Annotated in this window: 14 protein-coding genes; 8 read left to right on the plus strand and 6 right to left on the minus strand. The window is 69.9% G+C overall.

Features of this window, described 5'->3' with window-relative positions; genetic code table 11:
* Positions 1–65: 65 nt before the first annotated feature.
* The 8 genes from PV646_RS29915 to PV646_RS29950 are packed head-to-tail and all read left to right on the plus strand — an operon-like array spanning position 66 to position 11,206.
* On the plus strand, positions 66–1,748 hold the full coding sequence (locus tag PV646_RS29915; RefSeq protein WP_500345625.1) for a type 2 periplasmic-binding domain-containing protein: 1,683 nt from the start codon (positions 66–68) through the stop codon (positions 1,746–1,748).
* Positions 1,745–2,701 carry an ABC transporter permease gene (locus PV646_RS29920; RefSeq protein WP_500345626.1) on the plus strand — a complete coding sequence of 319 codons (957 nt, stop codon included), beginning with the start codon at positions 1,745–1,747 and terminating at the stop codon, positions 2,699–2,701. Before PV646_RS29915 ends, PV646_RS29920 begins: the two co-directional genes overlap by 4 nt.
* Entirely contained in the window at positions 2,698–3,669 is a 972-nt protein-coding gene (locus PV646_RS29925) for a carbohydrate ABC transporter permease (protein WP_500345627.1), read from the plus strand. The genes PV646_RS29920 and PV646_RS29925 overlap by 4 nt, the downstream gene beginning before the upstream one ends.
* A gap of 4 nt (positions 3,670–3,673) precedes the next feature.
* Complete coding sequence (locus PV646_RS29930) at positions 3,674–4,696, plus strand: LacI family DNA-binding transcriptional regulator (RefSeq protein WP_500345628.1); 1,023 nt, start codon at positions 3,674–3,676, stop codon at positions 4,694–4,696.
* Between the two features lie 15 nt (positions 4,697–4,711).
* Positions 4,712–6,745: a glycoside hydrolase family 31 protein gene (locus PV646_RS29935; RefSeq protein WP_500345629.1), complete on the plus strand. Its 2,034-nt coding sequence runs from the start codon at positions 4,712–4,714 to the stop codon at positions 6,743–6,745.
* Entirely contained in the window at positions 6,742–8,694 is a 1,953-nt protein-coding gene (locus PV646_RS29940) for a beta-galactosidase (protein ID WP_500345630.1), read from the plus strand. The genes PV646_RS29935 and PV646_RS29940 overlap by 4 nt, the downstream gene beginning before the upstream one ends.
* Complete coding sequence (locus PV646_RS29945; protein WP_500345631.1) at positions 8,691–10,142, plus strand: glycoside hydrolase family 43 protein; 1,452 nt, start codon at positions 8,691–8,693, stop codon at positions 10,140–10,142. Before PV646_RS29940 ends, PV646_RS29945 begins: the two co-directional genes overlap by 4 nt.
* Positions 10,139–11,206 carry an SGNH/GDSL hydrolase family protein gene (locus PV646_RS29950; RefSeq protein ID WP_500345632.1) on the plus strand — a complete coding sequence of 356 codons (1,068 nt, stop codon included), beginning with the start codon at positions 10,139–10,141 and terminating at the stop codon, positions 11,204–11,206. The genes PV646_RS29945 and PV646_RS29950 overlap by 4 nt, the downstream gene beginning before the upstream one ends.
* Before the next feature lies 1 nt (position 11,207).
* Here PV646_RS29950 and PV646_RS29955 read toward each other — a convergent pair whose 3' ends face one another.
* The 6 genes from PV646_RS29955 to PV646_RS29980 form a co-directional block, all read right to left on the minus strand.
* The gene (locus PV646_RS29955; RefSeq protein WP_500345633.1) at positions 11,208–11,633 is read right to left on the minus strand and encodes a nitroreductase family deazaflavin-dependent oxidoreductase; all 426 of its coding nucleotides are present in this window, start codon (positions 11,631–11,633) and stop codon (positions 11,208–11,210) included.
* A 29-nt stretch (positions 11,634–11,662) separates the two neighbouring features.
* The gene (locus PV646_RS29960) at positions 11,663–12,478 is read right to left on the minus strand and encodes an expansin EXLX1 family cellulose-binding protein (protein ID WP_500345634.1); all 816 of its coding nucleotides are present in this window, start codon (positions 12,476–12,478) and stop codon (positions 11,663–11,665) included.
* Positions 12,475–13,437, minus strand: coding sequence for a galactofuranose ABC transporter, permease protein YjfF (gene yjfF, locus PV646_RS29965; RefSeq protein ID WP_500345635.1), 963 nt, complete (start codon positions 13,435–13,437; stop codon positions 12,475–12,477). Before yjfF ends, PV646_RS29960 begins: the two co-directional genes overlap by 4 nt.
* A complete protein-coding gene (locus tag PV646_RS29970; RefSeq protein ID WP_500345636.1) occupies positions 13,434–14,414 on the minus strand; it encodes an ABC transporter permease in 981 nt (326 codons plus the stop codon). Before PV646_RS29970 ends, yjfF begins: the two co-directional genes overlap by 4 nt.
* Before the next feature lie 58 nt (positions 14,415–14,472).
* Positions 14,473–16,008, minus strand: a complete 1,536-nt coding sequence (locus PV646_RS29975; RefSeq protein ID WP_500345637.1) for a sugar ABC transporter ATP-binding protein — start codon at positions 16,006–16,008, stop codon at positions 14,473–14,475.
* 139 nt (positions 16,009–16,147) lie between these two features.
* Positions 16,148–17,113, minus strand: coding sequence for an ABC transporter substrate-binding protein (locus PV646_RS29980; RefSeq protein WP_500345868.1), 966 nt, complete (start codon positions 17,111–17,113; stop codon positions 16,148–16,150).
* Positions 17,114–17,272: the final 159 nt, after the last annotated feature.

Consider the following 17,272-nt stretch of genomic DNA (forward strand, 5'->3'; position numbering starts at 1 on the left):
TCACTAGCCTCGCCGACATCTGTTTAAGCGCTTCGACACTTCGACGACGAAGGATCGGTTCCGTCATGGGCCTCGAGTTGAACCGCAGAAGCTTCCTCAACGCCGCCGTCGCCGCCGCGGGGCTCGCCGCGGCCGGGCCGCTGCTGTCCGCGTGCGGCGGTGGAGGGGCGCAGCGGGCCGGGGTGGGGTCCGAAGCCGCCCTCAAGGCCGTCCTGCCGGCCTACGTGCCGAACACGTCGATCAAGCCGGACATCCCGTCCGTCGCGGGCGGTCCCGACGTGCTGACGAACCCCGGCTTCCTCCGCTACCCCGCCGACCGGATCGCCACGGTGTCCGGTGTCCCGGGCAAGGGCGGCAGGTACTCCGCGGTCACGCCGCTCTGGGGGACCATCCCGCCCGCCGGCAACGCGTTCTACGAGGCCATGAACAAGGCCCTGGGCGCTCAGCTGGAGATGAAACCGGCGGACGGCAACACCTACAACACGATCGTCCCGACGATGACCGCCTCCAAGAGGCTGCCCGACTGGATCCAGCTGCCGACCTGGTGGAACTCCCAGATGAACGTCGGCGGCCTGGTGGGCAACCAGCTCGCCGACCTGACGCCGCACCTGTCCGGTGACAACATCAAGAAGTACCCCAACCTCGCGGCCATCCCGACCGCCGCGTGGCGCACCGGTGCCTGGGGCGAGAAGTTGTACGGGATCCCGTCCTTCGCCACCGGCTTCCAGATCGCGGGCGCCCTCTACTACCGCCGCGACGTCTTCGACGCCAAGGGCATCAACGCCGACCAGGTGAAGTCCGCCGACGACCTGATGGGGCTCGGCAAGGAGCTGACCGACGCCAAGAACGGCGTGTGGGCCTTCGACGACGTCTACCGCTACGTCTTCACCGCCTTCGGTGCGCCGCTGAAGTGGCGGGTGGACAACGGGAAGCTGATCCACCTGTACGAGACCGAGGAGTTCCTCGCGGCGCTCGACTGGTGCAACCGGCTGGCGACCGCGGGCTACGTGCACCCCGACGCGCTGGCGGGCGACACCGCCAACGGCAACACCCGGTTCTACGGCGGGAAGACGCTGATCTCCAGTGGTGGCACGGGGGCGTGGAACCTCGCCGACCTCCAGTCCGGCAGGGCCGCCGACCCCGCCTACCGGCGCGGGGGCCTGAACTTCTTCGCCGCCGACGGCAAGAGCGAACCGCGGGTCTACATGGGCGCGGGCGCCAGCATCATGAGCTATCTCAACATCAACCTGAAGCCGGAGCAGATCGAGGAGTGCCTGGCCATCGCGAACTACCTGGCCGCGCCGTTCGGCTCCGCCGAGTACACGATGGTCAACTTCGGGGTCGAGGGCACCCACTTCACCACGGTCGGCGGCGTGCCGACCGCCACCGAGGCCGGCAAGAAGGAGGTGCAGGCGCAGACCTACCCGTTCCTCGCGTCGCCGGCGGCGGCGGTCAGCAGCCCCGGCGGGGACGTCGTCACCAAGGACTACACCGCCTGGCAGGTCGCCAACGTGAAGGCACTGGCCAAACCGGTCTTCTGGAACATGAACATCAGCATGCCCCAGGCGCAGGCCACCGCGGACGCCGGACAGCAGGTCGAGGACGCGATCAAGGACTGCTACCACGGCAAGAAGAAGGTGGCCGAGGTCAAGGAGGCCGTCGCGAACTGGAAGACCAGTGGTGGCGGGGACAAGCTGATCCAGTGGACGAACGACAACGTCCTGCAGAAGCACGGCACCGGGCAGTGACCACGACGACCGCGGCGCGGCCGGACCGCACGGCGCGACCGGCGCGACAGAGCTGGCGGGTGCGGCTGCGCCGCGACCGGTCGCTGGTCCTGATGACGCTGCCCGCCGTCGTCCTGCTGGTGGTCTTCAACTACGTCCCGCTCTTCGGGCTCGTGACCGCGTTCCAGGAGTACGACCCGCTGGCGGGGGTCTGGCAGAGCACGTGGGCGGGTCTCGACCAGTTCCAGCGGCTGTTCGGTGACCCGCTGTTCTGGAACGCGGTGCGGAACACGCTGTACCTGAGCTTCGTGCAGCTGGTCCTGTTCTTCCCGATCCCGATCGCGTTGGCACTGCTGCTCAACTCGGTGCTGAGCAGCCGGGTGCGCAACTTCGTCCAGTCCGTCGTCTACCTGCCGCACTTCTTCTCGTGGGTGCTGGCGATCACGATCTTCCAGCAGATGCTCGGCGGCGCGGGCGCGCTCAACCACTTCCTGCGCAACAACGACATCGGTACCTGGGACGTCATGACGAACCCGGACACCTTCGCGCTGCTGGTCTCCTCCCAGGTGATCTGGAAGGAGGCCGGCTGGGGGATCATCGTCTTCCTGGCCGCGCTCGCCGCCGTCAACACCGATCTCTACGAGGCGGCGGCGGCCGACGGTGCCGGGCGGTGGCGGCGGCTGTGGCACATCACGTTGCCCGGCCTGCGCGGGGTCATCGTGCTGATGCTGGTGCTGCGCCTGGGCAACGCGCTGACCGTCGGCTTCGAACAGTTCCTCATCCAGCGCGACGCGGTGGGCTACGACAACGCGGACGTGCTGGACACCTTCTCGTTCTACTACGGCATCGCCACCGGCGACTACAGCTACGGCGCCGCGGCGGGCCTGTTCAAGAGCGTGATCTCGCTGCTGCTCATCTGGGGTGCGAACAAACTGGCGCACGCCTTCGGCGAAGACGGGTTGTACCGCTCATGACCGACACGCTCACGGTGGTCGAACGCGCGATCACGGACACGTCCCAGCCGGTCGTCCCGCGCAGGCGGCGCGGTGGCCGTCCGGCGTGGGAGGAACCGCCGACGGTGGCCGGCGAGACGGCCAAGGGCGTCACCCTCGGCGTCGTGCTGCTGGTGGTGCTGGTGCCGCTGTGGATCATCGTGATCACCAGCCTGTCCACCCAGGGCGCGGTCAACCGCGCCGGTGGTCTCGTCCTCTGGCCGGACGGACTCACCCTGGAGGCCTACCGGGTGATGGTGCAGGACACCACTGTCCGCACCGCGTTGCTGGTGAGTCTCGGCATCACGGCGGTGGGCACCGTCGTGTCGATGGCGGTCTCGGTCATGTGTGCCTACGGCCTGTCCCGTTCGCGCTCGTTCGCGCACCGCTTCCTGCTGACCCTGTTGATCGTCACCATGTTCGTCAACGGTGGCCTGATCCCCACCTTCCTGGTCGTCACCGGGCTCGGCGGCTACGGCCAGTGGTGGGCGCTGATCCTGCCGAGCGCGGTCTCCGTCTTCAACATCCTGATCCTGCGGTCGTTCTACTCGAGCACGTCGGCCGACCTGATCGAGGCCGCCCGGATCGACGGCGCGGGGGACTGGCGGATCCTGTGGTCCATCGTCCTGCCGACCTCGCGGGCGGTGACCGCCGTGATGGCGCTCTTCTACGGCGTCAGCTACTGGAACTCGTTCTTCAACGTGATGCTGTACCTGCCGACCGACAGCGAGAAGTGGCCGCTGCAGTACGTGCTCTACACCTACGTCAACCGGGGCAACGGCATGCCGGGCTCGGTCAACTCGGGCTTCGGCACGGCGGTCTCGCAGACCGCGCCGCTGTCGTTGCAGATGGCCGTGGTGGTGCTGACGCTCGTGCCCCTGCTCATCGTCTACCCGTTCGTGCAGAAGCACTTCCGCACGGGTGTCCTGACCGGCGCGATCAAGGGCTGAACACATGGTGACCATTGCCGACGTGGCCAGGCACGCGGGCGTGTCGTCCAGCACGGTGAGCTACGTGCTCAGCGGCAAGCGCGCGATCTCGGAGGAGACGCGGAGCCGGGTGCGCAGTTCCGTGCAGGCGCTGGGGTATCACCCCAACGCCGGTGCGCGGGCACTGGCGGCCCGGCGGTCGCACATCATCGCGCTGATGGTGCCGTTGCGCACGGACGTCTACGTGCCGGTGATGATGGAGATCGCGATCTCGGTGACGACGGCGGCCCGGCAGCACGGCTTCGACGTCCTGCTGATCACCAGCGACGAGGGCCCCGGCGGGGTCCGCAGGATCGCCGCCAGCGGCCTGGCCGACGGGGTGGTCCTGATGGACGTCGAACTGGACGACGAGCGCATCCCGGTGCTGCGGGCCCAGGGCACCCAGGCCGCGCTCATCGGACTGGCCGACGACGCGCGCGGACTGTCCTGTGTGGACCACGACTTCGCGGCCGCCGGGGCGTTGTGCGCGGACCACCTCGCCGATCTCGGCCACCGCGAGATCGCGTTCATCGGCTACGGATCCGGTGTCTACCACCGGCACGCGGGGTACGCCGAACGCACGCTCGCCGGTTTCCGGGACAGGGCGGGACAACGCGGCCTGCGGTTCCTGCACCGGACCTGCGAGGGCACGTACGAGAGCACCGCGGGGACGCTGGCGCGCGTCCTCGCGGACCGGCCGGGCACCACCGGTTTCGTGGTGCAGAACGAGGGCGCGATCGGCCCGTTGCTCAGTCTGCTGCGCTCCGGCGGGCGGACCGTGCCCGAGGACGCCTCAGTGGTTGCACTCTGCCAGGACCAGCTGGCCGAGCAGTTCTCGCCCCGGCTCACCGCGGTGACCGGTTCGGCGCAGGACCTCGGCCGGGTCGCCGTCGACCAGATCATGCGCCGGCTCGCCACCGCGAACGACGGTGGCCGCCCGGCCGACGAACGGGTGCTGCTCACGCCCGTCCTGACCGTGCGCGACAGCACGGGACCCGCACCGCACTGACCCGAGGAGTCCCGCATGTCCCCGTACTTCCGAGACCTCGGCACCGCGCTGGAGTGGCGTGCGAGGGGGGAGACCCTCCGCGTCGAGGCCTGGGGGCCGGACGCCGTGCGCGTCCGGGCGACCCCCGCGGGCCCGGTGCTCGACGACCTGCCCGGCGCCCTGCTCGACACCCCGCCGGAGAGCGAGGTGGAGATCAAGGTCGGCGAGCACCACGCGACCCTCGTCACGGGCGGGCTGACCGTCCGGATCGACGCCGGCACCGAGGGCGCGCTGACCCCCGACCTGGCGTCGTCGGCGGGACGGCTGACGTTCGGCAGGACCGAGGACGGCACCGAACTGCTCGCCGAGGAGCCCGCCCACTTCTGGTGGCCGGGCCCGCGCCTCGCGACCGCGACCGGCAACGGCCACCACCGCCTCGAACAACGTTTCCGCGCCTACCAGGGGGAAAAGCTCTACGGGCTCGGCCAGCACACCCACGGCCTGCTCGACCAGAAGGGCGCGGTCATCGACCTCGTCCAGCGCAACGCCGAGGTCACCGTCCCGCTGCTGATCTCCGACCGCGGCTACGGGCTGCTGTGGAACTCGCCCGCCATCGGCCGGGTGGAACTGGCGGAGACCGGCACCCGCTGGGTCGCCGACAGCGCCCGTCAGATCGACTACTGGATCACCGCCGGCGCACCGGCCGACGTGCTGCGCCGCTACGCCGGCGTGACCGGGCACTCGCCGCTCCTGCCCGAGTGGGCGTCGGGTTTCTGGCAGTGCAAACTGCGCTACCGCACCCAGGACGAACTGCTGGAGGTCGCCCGCGAGTACCGGCGGCGCGGGCTGCCGTTGTCCGTGATCGTCTGCGACTTCTTCCACTGGACCCACCTGGGCGACTGGCGCTTCGACCCGGCGGAGTGGCCCGATCCCGCGGCGATGGTGCGCGAGCTCGACGAGATGGGCGTCCGGCTGATGGTCTCGGTCTGGCCCTCGGTGAGCCCGGCCAGTGAAAACTACCACCCGATGCTGAACCAGGGGCTGTTGATCGGCACCGAGTTCGGCCCGATGGCGCACGCCGACTGGCCGGACAAGGGACTCGGCGCCTACTCCGCCCAGGTCGCCTTCTACGACGCCACCAACCCGTCGGCGCGCGAGTACGTCTGGGAACGGCTCCAGCGCGGCTACCACGACCTCGGCGTCACGGTGTTCTGGCTGGACGCGGGCGAACCCGAGCTGAAGCCCGGCCACCAGTACAACCTGCGCTACCACGCGGGACCCGGCCTGGAGGTCGGCAACCTCTACCCGCGCGAGAACGCCCGCACCGTCCACGACGGACTCCGCGCGGCCGGGGAGACCGAGATCATCTCGCTCAACCGGTCCTCATGGGCGGGCGCGCAGCGGTACGGCGCCGCGCTGTGGTCCGGTGACATCGGCACGGACTTCGCCACCCTGCGCGTGCAGATCAAGGCCGGGCTCAACGTCATGCTGTCCGGCATCCCCTGGTGGACGACGGACATCGGTGGCTTCCACGGCGGCGACCCCGACGACCCCGCCTACCGCGAGGTCCTGGTGCGCTGGTTCCAGTACGGCACCTTCTGCCCGTTGTTCCGCCTGCACGGTTTCCGCGGCGCCGAGCAGGTGCTGGAGCCGGGGATGACCGGCCTGGCCAACGAGGTCTGGTCGTACGGCGAGGAGGCCTACGAGATCCTCGCCGAGCACCTGCGTCTGCGGGAACGCCTGCGCCCCTACGTGATGGAGCAGATGCGCGTCACCTCCGAGACCGGCGTGCCGCCGATGCGGCCGGTGTTCCTGGAGTTCCCGGACGACCCCCGGGCGTGGCAGGTCGAGGACGCCTTCCTGCTCGGTCCCGACCTGCTGGTCGCCCCGGTGACCGAGGCGGGCGTGCGGGTTCGGGAGGTCTGGCTGCCCGCCGGCGCGCGGTGGACCGACGCGTGGACCGGCGAGGAACACGAGGGCGGGCAGACCGTGGTGGTGGCGGCGCCGATCGAGCGCATCCCGTTGTTCCTGCGCGACGACGCCAGTCTGCCCGTGCGGGGTGAGCCGTGATCACGGAACGCCTGGGGGGCCTGGCTTTCGGCGGCGACTACAACCCCGAGCAGTGGGACGAGCAGACGTGGAAGGAGGACGACGCGCTGATGCGCGCGGCCGGGGTCAACCTGGTCACGGTCGGCGTCTTCTCCTGGGCTCTGCTCGAACCCGAGGAGGGACGGTACGACTTCGCGTGGCTCGACGCGCACGTGGATCGGCTGCACGCCAACGGCATCGCGGTCGACCTGGCCACCCCGACGGCCTCGCCGCCGCCGTGGTTCACGCTCGCGCACCCGGACGCCATGCCGGTCAGGCCCGACGGCACCAGGCTGGTCCACGGCAGTCGTGACACCTACTGCCTGACCGCGCCGGCTTATCGGGACGCGGCCCGGCGCATCGCGTCGGCGCTGGCGGAACGGTATGGCGACCACCCGGCGGTGGCCTTGTGGCACGTGCACAACGAGTACGCGACGTTGTGCTGGTGCGAACACACCGCCGCCGCGTTCCGAGTGTGGCTGCGGGCCCGGCACGGTTCGCTCGACGTGCTCAACGAGGCCTGGGGGACGGCGTTCTGGAGCCAGCGGTACACCGCGTGGGAGCAGGTCCTGCCGCCGCGCGCGACGCAGTGGCACCGCAATCCCGGTCAGGCGCTGGACTTCAGCCGGTTCTTCTCCGACGAGGTGATCACCGCCTACCGGGAGCAGCGGGACGCGATCCGGGCGTTCAGCGACCGCCCGGTGACGACCAACCTGATGATGCCCGGCTACCAGAACGTCGACCTGTGGGCGCTGGGCCGCGAGGTCGACGTGGTGGCGATCGACCACTACCCGGACGCACCCGGTCTCGACGCGGCGGCGGACGTCGCGTTCGCCGCGGACCGCGCCCGGTCGTTCGCGGGCGGGCGGCCGTGGTTGCTGATGGAACAGGGCACCAGCACCGTCTACGCCGGTGACCGGGTGCTGGCCAAGGAGCCGGGGGAGGTGCTGCGCCACTCGCTCGGCCACGTCGCACGCGGGTCGGAGGGAGCGCTGTTCTTCCAGTGGCGGCAGTCGAAGGCGGGTGCGGAGCAGTGGCACTCGGGGATGGTTCCGCACGCCGGGCCGGACAGCCGCGTCTTCCGCGAGGTGAGGGAGACCGGCGCGGCCGTCGCCCGCCTGGCGGGGCTCGCGGGGTCGGCCGTCACGGCGCAGGTGGCGGTGCTGCACGACTCCGATGCCTGGTGGGCGTTGAACTCCGACGGCCTGCCGTCCTCCGAGCTCGGCTACCACTCGGCACTGCGCGCGGCTCACCGGGCGTTGTGGGACGCCGGGGTGGTGGCCGACTTCGCCCACCCGGCAACGGATCTGAGTCGCTACCGGCTCGTGCTGGCGCCGTCGCTGTACCTGCTGTCCGACGAGGGAGCGGAGAACCTCCGCCGTTACGCCGACGACGGGGGGACGTTGCTGGTGCAGCACTTCAGCGGAGTCGTCGACAGCCGCACGCACGCGTGGCTCGGCGGCTATCCGGTGGCAGCACTGCGGGAAGCCCTCGGCATCAGGGTCGAGGAACACCGGCCACTGCGGCGCGACGAGCGGATCACGTTGTCCGACGGTTCCCGCGGCACGGCCTGGAGCGAGTCGATCCGGTTGGAAGGCGCCGCCGCGGTCGCGACCTACACGCACGGCATGCTCGACGGACTTCCCGCACTCACCCGCAACGGCACGGCCTGGTACCTCTCGACCCGCCTCGACACCGCGGACTACACGGCGCTGGTGTCCGGACTGCTGGACTCCGCCGGCGTGGTGCGGCCGGAGATGCCGCCGGGCGTCGAGACCGTCACGCGCGAAGGGTCCGAGTGCCGCTGGCACTTCCTGCTGAACCACACCGGTGATCCCGTGCCGCTGCCGCTGCCCGTCCACGACCTGCTGACGGGCCGGCTCGCGGGCGAGGTCCCGGCCGGCGGATGTGTCGTGCTGGAGGAGAGATGATCCCCGGAATGCACCCCGACCCGAGCGTCTGCCGGGTCGGGGAGGACTACTACCTGGTGTGCTCGAGCTTCGAGTACTTCCCGGGCATCCCGGTCTTCCACAGCACGGATCTCCTGCGCTGGAAGCAGATCGGCAACGCGCTCGACCGTCCGAGCCAGCTGCTCCTGACGGCCTCGACACCGTCGTCCGCCGGGATCTACGCGCCGACGTTGCGCCACCACGACGGACGCTTCTGGCTGATCGTCACGAGCGTGAGCCACGGCGGCGGCAACATGGTGTTCACCGCCGACGATCCGGCCGGGCCGTGGTCCGACCCGGTCCTGCTGCCCGGTGTCGGGGGCATCGACCCCGACCTCGCCTGGGACGAGGAAGGCAACTGCTGGTGCACGGTCGCCGGCGTGCAGCAATACCGCATCGACCCCGCCACCGGTGAGACTTTCGGGCCGGCGCACCGGGTGTGGTCGGGTGCGCCCGGTGCGAAGGCCCCGGAGGCGCCGCACCTCTACCGGATCGGGGACCACTGGTACCTGATGATCGCCGAGGGTGGCACCGAGCGCGCGCACGCCGTCTCGATCGCGCGCGGGAGCTCGCCCAACGGCCCGTTCGAGCCGTGTCCCGCCAATCCGATCCTGACCCACCGCGGCACCGACGAGCCCGTGCAGAACACCGGTCACGCCGATCTCGTGCAGGCCCCGGACGGGTCGTGGTGGATGGTGCTGCTCGGCGTGCGTCCCGGTGGCGGCACGCCGGGTTGGCACGTGCTCGGCCGGGAGACCTTCCTGGCGCCGGTGACCTGGGCCGACGGCTGGCCCGTGGTCGGTGAACTGGTGTCCGGTCCCGATGCGGCGGAGTTCGACCGCGACGACTTCGACCACGACCTCGCGCCACGCTGGATCTCCGTGCGCGACCGTTCCGAACAGCACTGCACCACGGCGGAACGCGCCGGGTGGCTCACGCTGCACGCCCGCGGGTCCGGAATGGACGATCCCGCCGTGGTGTTCGCCGGGCAGCGCCAACGGCACCGGTCCTGCCGTGTCCGCACACTGCTCGACCCGGCGGACGGCACAGGGGGTCTGGCGGTCCGCCTCGACGAGGACCACCACTACGAGATCGAGGTCGCGGCGGGACAGGCGCGGGTCCTCGCCCGCATCGGGCCGCTGAGCACCGTCGTCGCGTCCCGGCCGGTGCCGGACGGGCCGGTCGTCCTGGTGGCGAGGGTGGACGAGGACAGGGCGCCGCGGGACGCTCGTTCGGGCCCGGACACCCTGGCGTTCGGCGTGGAGGAACCCGACGGCACCTTCTCCGCACTCGCCACGCTCGACGGCAAGTACCTGTCGACCGAGGTCGCCGGTGGTTTCACCGGTCGCGTCATCGGCCTGTACGCCGCGGCGGGCACCGTTCGCTTCGACTGGTTCGAGTACCGCTCATCCGATTGCGAGGGTTCATGAACGGATCACGTGCGACGGCTCTCTTGGCCGTGGCGGCCCTGGTGTTCACGGCCGCCCCGGCGACAGCGGGCGTCGGGTACCAGGCGCACACCGCGGGCCGCGTCACGAAGGCGGGCCAGTACACCTGGCCCGGCGTCTACTTCGAGGGACGGTTCCGCGGCACCGGGATCGGGGTCGTGCTCAACGACTCGGTCAACGACTACGACGTGCAGGTCGACGGCACGACCGTCGCGTCGCTGGTGATGCCGGGCAGTGTCACGCACTGGGTTCGCGGGCTGAGCGACACCGCGCACCGCGTCCGCCTGGTCAAGCGGACCGAAAGTCCTTGGGCCGCAGGGGAGTTCGGTGGGTTCGTCGCCGCGGACGGTGGCGCCGTGCTCGCGAAACCCTCCGCGCGCCACCGGCAGATCGAGTTCGTCGGCGACTCCCTGACCGCGGGTTACGGCAACCTCTCGACCACCCGCGACTGCTCCTCGAACGGCGGGGTCACCCGCAACACCAACACCGACGTGAGCTTCGGTGCGATCACCGCCCGCGCGCTGAACGCCGACTACCAGGTGAACGCGTTCTCCGGGATGGGCATGGTGCGCAACTACAACGGCCACTCCGCGGGCACCAGCTACCGCACCTACTACGACCGCGCGTTGCTGAACGTCGACGGTGACGTGTGGCGCGTTCCCGCTTCTTGGAGGCCGCAACTGGTCGTCGTGGGGCTGGGCACCAACGACTTCTCGACGCCGCTCAACCCCGGCGAGCCGTGGGCGACGCCGGAAGCCCTGGTCAGCGATTACAAGGCCGCGTACCAGGGCTTCCTGGACAAGCTGCGAGCCCGTTACGGCTCACGCACGACGATCGTGGTCGGCGTCCCCGAGGGCTCCGGGAGGTTCGCCGACGCCGCCCGGCAGGTCGTGCAGGACCGGGGTGACAGTCGCGTCCGCCTCTGGAACTACGACGACCCGGCGCTCGACCGGCTGGGGTGCGACTGGCACTTCTCGGCGCGCGACCACCGGCTGATCGCCGACAAGCTCAGCGCCTACCTCGCCACGATTCCCGTGCGCTGGTAGCTCACTTCGGGTCGAGCACGAACAGCGGGATCTGCCGGTCGGTCTTCTCCTGGTACTCGGCGTAGTTGGGGAAGGCCGCGACGGCCCGCTCCCACCACTCGGCTCGCTCGGCACCGTCGACCTCGCGGGCGGTGAAGCCCTTCGCCTCCGTGCCGTCCTGCAGGAGGATCTCCGGGTGGGCCTTGATGTTGTGGTACCAGGTGGGGTGCTCCGGCGCCCCGCCCTTGGACGCCACGACCGCGTAGCTGCCGGAGTGCTCCACGCGCATGACCGGGGTGTAGCGAAGAGCGCCGCTCTTCGCGCCGCGCACCGTCAGCAGCACGATCGGCCGGCCGAGGACCTTGACCCCCTCGGTCGTGCCCGTCTCCAGGATCGTCTCGGTCTGCTTCTGCACCCATTCGGTCGGGCTGAGTTTCACGTCTGCCATGTCCACGATCAACAACCCTGGCACCGAACTCATTCCCTCGCACGACGGAACTGCAGGGTCGTGGGCTGGATCGTGTCGGGCTTCACCGGCAGCGCGGCCACGACGAGGCGTTCGCCGTGGACGTCGGTGATCGCGATGTCACCGCCGCAGCCGGCGCCGTTCTCGGAGAGGAAGTAGTTGTACTCGGCGCGTTGGAGCTGAAGCCACTTCCCGCCCGCGAGCACTTCCAGCCGTGCCACGGGGTTGCGGTGGTCGAGGACCTGGATCCCGCACCAGTACTGGCTGGAACCGGACTTGTAGCGGATCCCGACGGTCTTCGCCGTGTCCGGGCTGACGATCGTCCAGGTGATCGGGATTTCACCCTTCACGGGTGGTGCGAGCTGCGCGAACGCCTCCGCGCTGAGGTCCAGCTGGCCCGGCCGGCACGGCGCGGGGCAGAGGTTCGTGATCCGGACGGTCAGGCTCTTCCCGCCTGCCTCGACCAGCACGAACGCGCCGCAGGCCGCCGAGTTCCCGTAGTCCGCCTCGTTCATCGCGGCGGTCAGCGGATCCGGGCCGGGGTCGTAGGAGCACGCGCCTCCGCCGTCGGAGTCGTAGAACGTCGCGACACCAGTCCGTCGCACGGCCGCCGGTTTCGGCGGGGCGCTGGAAGTCTGAGGCGTGGTCGTGGTCGTGGTGGTCGTCGTGGTCGTTTGTGCAGGTGGCGTGGTCGTGGTGGTCGTCGTGGTGGTCGGGCCCGCCACGGCGGTGCCCGCGACGCCCTGCCGGTCGCGCAGCACCACCACACCGAAGACCGCCACCACCGCCGCGAGCAGGACGAGCAGGAGGGGGCGGGTGCGTCTCACCGCCGCACCATAGTCCTCTGCACCGCGATGAACACCAGCAGCAGCACGCCGATCACGATCTTCGTCCACCACGAGCTGAGCGTGCCCTGGAAGGAGATCAGCGTCTGGATCGTGCCGAGCACCAGCACCCCGGCCAGTCCGCCGAGCACGTACCCGACACCGCCCGCCAGCAGCGTTCCGCCGATCACGACGGCCGCGATGGCGTCGAGTTCCATGCCGACCGCGTGCAGTCCGTAGCCGGAGAGCATGTAGAGGCTGAACAGCAGCCCGGCCAGCGACGAGCAGAGGCCGCTGATGACGTAGACGCCGACCTTGACGCGGGTCGTCGGCAGGCCCATCAGCAGCGCGGACGACTCGTTGCCGCCCACCGCGTAGACCGAACGGCCGAAGCGGGTGCGGTGCAGCACGTACATCGCGGCGGCGACGACCAGCAGCGCGATCACGACGTTGTAGGTGATCGTGACACCGCCGGGCAGTTCGATCGCGGCGGTGGCGACGGCGCGGAACGTCTTGTCCTTGATGGACACCGACTCCACGCTGATCAGGAAGCACAGGCCGCGGGCGAGGAACATGCCGGCGAGCGTGACGATGAACGGCTGGATGTCGAACTTGTGGATCACCAGGCCCATCAGCAACCCGAGCGTCGACCCGGTCAGCAGGACGACGACGATGACGAGCGGCACCGGCCATCCTGCCTTGAGGCCCGACGCCGTGATCATCGTGGACAACGCCACGACCGAGCCGACGGACAGGTCGATGCCGCCGCTGAGGATCACGAACGTCATGCCGGCCGCGAGCACGATGAGGAACGCGTTGTCGATGAACAGGTTCGCGATGACCTGACCGGACGCGAAGCCCTCGTAGCGCGCCGAGCCGACCCCGAACGCGAGGACGAACAGCGCGACGGTCGCCAGCACCGGGAGGAACCGCGTCGGCACCCGCGGGGCGAGAGTGGTCATGAGACGGCCACCTTCCGGAAGCTCAGTGCGGCACGGGCCTTGGGCGCCTGGACCAGGCACACGGCGATGACGACGACGGCCTTGAAGACCAGCGTCACCTCGGGCGCGACACCGATCGTGTAGACGGTCGTGGTGAGGGTCTGGATGATCAGCGCGCCGAGCAGCGTGCCGGCGAGCGAGTACCGCCCGCCCGCCAGTGACGTGCCGCCGATGACGACGGCGAGGATGGCGTCCATCTCGATCCACAACCCGGCGTTGTTGGCGTCGGCCGCGCTGACGTTGGAGCTGATCATCAGCCCGGCGATGCCCGCGCACACCGCGGCGAACACGTAGACGGTCCAGATGATGGTCCGTGAGCGCACGCCGGCCAGCCGCGACGCCTCGGGGTTCACCCCGACGGCCTCGATCAGCATGCCCAGCGCGGTCTTGCGGGTCACGAACGCCACCAGCCCCAGCACGAGCAGGCTGATCAGGATCGAGACGGGCAGCACCACGAACCCGGCCCCGACCTGCCGGTACGCGGTGTTGTTGACCGTGACGATCTGACCCTCGGTCACGAGCATCGCCACGCCGCGCCCGGCCGTCATCAGCACGAGCGTCGCGATGATGGGCTGGATCCCCATCCCCGCCACCAGGAACCCGTTCCACAGCCCCAGGACGGCGCAGAGCACGAGCGCGATCGCCATGCCTGCCAGCGCCGTGCCGGTGCTGTCCGACGTTCCGATGTGGACACACGTCACCGCGCCCGCGATCGCGGCCACCGCGCCGACGGAGAGGTCGATGCCGCGGGTGGCGATCACGAGCGTCATGCCCAGTGCGATCAGCAGGGTCGGCGCGCCGTTCTTCAGCACGTCGACCAGACCGCCGTAGAGGTGGCCGTCCTGGATGCGCAGCGCGAAGAAGGACGGGGTGACGGCGAGGTTGAGCAGCAGGAGCGCGGCCAGTGCCAGCAGGGGCCACAGGAGGCGGTTCTTCATCGGGTCACCTCGGGCGGTGCGGTGTTTCGGTGGGAGTGGGTCGGATCTGCCGGGGCGTTCACGACACCGCCTCCTTGTCCGGCGCCGCGCCGCCCGCGATCAGTTCGACGACCTCGTCCACGCCGGTCGCCGAGCCGTCCAGTTCGGCGATCTTGCGCCGGTCGCGCAGCACCACGATCCGGTCCGCGATGCGCACGACCTCCTCCAGTTCGGCGGAGATGAACAGCACCGCGGTGCCCTCCGCCGCCAGCGTCGTGACGAGCTGCTGGATCTGGGCCTTGGCGCCGATGTCGATGCCGCGGGTCGGTTCGTCGAGGATCAGCAGGCGCGGTTCGGTGACGAGCCAGCGCGCCAGGAGGACCTTCTGCTGGTTGCCGCCGGACAGTGTCCGCACCAGCGCGTCCGGGTTGGCGGGCCTGATGTCCAGTGCCTTCAGGTACTTCTCGACCAGCTGGTCCTTGGTCCGGCGCGACAGCGGGCGGGTCCAGCCGCGCGCCGCCTGCATCGCGAGCACCAGGTTGTCGCGGATCGAGAGGTCCGCGACCACGCCCTCGCCCTTGCGGTCCTCGGAGCTGAACGCGATGCCCGCGGCGATCGCCGAGCGGGGGCCGCGCAGGCGCAGCGGCGCGCCGTCCACGAGCAGCCTGCCGGAGTCCGCGCGGTCGGCGCCGAAGAGCAACCGGGCCAGTTCCGTGCGCCCGGAGCCCAGCAGGCCCGCGAGGCCGACGACCTGGCCCGCGCGGATCTCGAGGTCGAACGGTTCGATCGCGCCGCGCCTGCCCAGCCCCTCGGCCTGCACCAGCACCGGGCCCTGGGCGGTGCGCTTCTCGGCGGCGTCCTCGATCGCCTCGAGCGTGCCGAGGTCGCGGCCGATCATCTGCGAGATGAGCGAGCGCCGGTCCACGTCCGCGGTGAGGTGCTCACCGACGAGCGCCCCGTTGCGCAGCACCGTCATCCGGTCGGAGATCTCGTAGACCTGGTCGAGGAAGTGCGACACGAACAGGATCGCCACGCCCTCGTCGCGCAGGACCCGCATGATCCGGAACAGCTCGGCGACCTCGCCCGCGTCCAGACTGGACGTCGGCTCGTCGAGGACGAGCACGCGGCAGTCGATCGCGATCGCACGGGCGATGGCGACCAGTTGCTGCACCGCGATCGGGTGTTCGCTGAGGCTCGACGCCGGGTCGATGTGCACGCCGATGCGCGCGAGCACCTCCGCGGCACGGCGCCGCATCGCCGGGAAGTCGATGCCGCCGAGGCGGCGGGGTTCCCGGCCCAGCAGGATGTTCTCCGCGACCGTGAGGTTCGCGCAGAGGTTGACCTCCTGGTAGACCGTGCTGATCCCGGCGTGCTGGGCCTCGCCGGGGGAGGAGAACGCCACGCCCTCGCCCGCCAGCACGACCTCACCGGCGTCGGGACGGTGCACGCCCGTCAAGGTCTTGATGAGGGTGGACTTCCCGGCGCCGTTCTCGCCCATGAGGGCGTGCACTTCACCCGGGAACAGCCGGAAGTCGACGTCCTGCAACGCCTTCACGCCGGGAAACGCGAGGCTGATGCCCCGCATCTCGACGACTGGCGGCGGTGACTCGGTCATGGGCGCTGGCCTTCGTCGCTGGGGCCGCGAGGCCCGTCACGCGGATGCGCGCGCGTGACGGGCCCAGCGGGTTCGGGAGTCGGTGGTCGCGGTCGCGGGCTGGTGCGACCACGACCACCGACAGTCTCTCTCGTGGTGGTCAGTACTGGCGCTGCGGAAGCGCGGCCTTCGCCTGCTCCTGCGTGAACGTGCCCTCCTCGGTCACGACCCGCTCCGGCACCTGCTCACCCGCCACGACCTTCTTGGTGAGCTCCATCAGCTGCTTGCCCAGCAACGGGTTGCACTCGACGATGAAGTTGATCTCGCCGTTGGCCAGGGCCTGCATGCCGTCCTTCACCGCGTCCACGGTGATGATCTTGATGTCCTTGCCGGGCACCTTGCCGGCCGCCTTGATCGCCTCGATCGCGCCCAGGCCCATGTCGTCGTTGTGCGCGTACACCACGTCGATCTTCGGCTGGGACTTGAGGAACGCCTCCATGACCTGCTTGCCGCCGGACCGGGTGAAGTCACCGGTCTGCGACGCGACGACCTTGATGTCGGACTTGGAGGCGATCTTCTCCTCGAAGCCCTTCTTGCGGTCGATCGCGGGCGCCGCGCCGGTGGTGCCCTGCAGTTCCACCACGTTCGTCGGGCCGGAGGCGTTGGCCACCAGCCAGTCGCCGGCCTTGCGGCCCTCCTCGACGAAGTCCGAACCGAGGAACGTCTTGTAAAGCGACGTGTCGTCGGAGTCGATCGAGCGGTCGGTGAGGATCACCGGGATGTTGGCGCGCTTGGCTTCCTGCAGCACCGTGTCCCAGCCGGTCTCGACGACCGGGCTGAACGCGATCACCGACACCTTCTGCTGGATGTAGGAGCGGATCGCCTTGATCTGGTTCTCCTGCTTCTGCTGCGCGTCGGAGAACTTCAGCTCGATCCCGGCCGCCTTGGCCTCGTCCTGGATCGACTTGGTGTTGGCGGTGCGCCAGCCGCTTTCCGCGCCCACCTGGGCGAAGCCCATCGTGATGGTGCCGCTACCGGACGAACCGGTGCTCGCACCGTCTCCTGAACCACATGCGGTGAGCGCGCTCAGCAGAACCACGCTGGCGACTGTGGTGATCTTCTTCAGCACTGGGATTCCTCCGGGGTGACGACGGTGTCGCGGAGCTCGACCGCGTGTCCGCGGTTGTCAGGTGGCCAAGAGTGAACGCTCACAACTTTCGCGTCAAGGTCTTGCTCGTAACGAGTTGGCAGCCCTATGTTAACGCTCACTTCCGAGCTTGGAGGG

Origin of the sequence: Streptomyces sp. ID05-26A (assembly GCF_033794685.1) — a bacterium.
Lineage (GTDB): Bacteria > Actinomycetota > Actinomycetes > Mycobacteriales > Pseudonocardiaceae > Lentzea.

Coding starts and splice junctions, on each gene's coding strand:
- PV646_RS29915 (WP_500345625.1), top strand. CDS start 66: ATGGGCCTCGAGTTGAACCGCAGAAGCTTCCTCAACGCCGCCGTCGCC.
- PV646_RS29925 (WP_500345627.1), top strand. CDS start 2,698: ATGACCGACACGCTCACGGTGGTCGAACGCGCGATCACGGACACGTCC.
- PV646_RS29930 (WP_500345628.1), top strand. CDS start 3,674: ATGGTGACCATTGCCGACGTGGCCAGGCACGCGGGCGTGTCGTCCAGC.
- PV646_RS29935 (WP_500345629.1), top strand. CDS start 4,712: ATGTCCCCGTACTTCCGAGACCTCGGCACCGCGCTGGAGTGGCGTGCG.
- PV646_RS29945 (WP_500345631.1), top strand. CDS start 8,691: ATGATCCCCGGAATGCACCCCGACCCGAGCGTCTGCCGGGTCGGGGAG.
- PV646_RS29950 (WP_500345632.1), top strand. CDS start 10,139: ATGAACGGATCACGTGCGACGGCTCTCTTGGCCGTGGCGGCCCTGGTG.
- PV646_RS29955 (WP_500345633.1), bottom strand. CDS start 11,633: ATGGCAGACGTGAAACTCAGCCCGACCGAATGGGTGCAGAAGCAGACC.
- yjfF (WP_500345635.1), bottom strand. CDS start 13,437: ATGACCACTCTCGCCCCGCGGGTGCCGACGCGGTTCCTCCCGGTGCTG.
- PV646_RS29970 (WP_500345636.1), bottom strand. CDS start 14,414: ATGAAGAACCGCCTCCTGTGGCCCCTGCTGGCACTGGCCGCGCTCCTG.
- PV646_RS29975 (WP_500345637.1), bottom strand. CDS start 16,008: ATGACCGAGTCACCGCCGCCAGTCGTCGAGATGCGGGGCATCAGCCTC.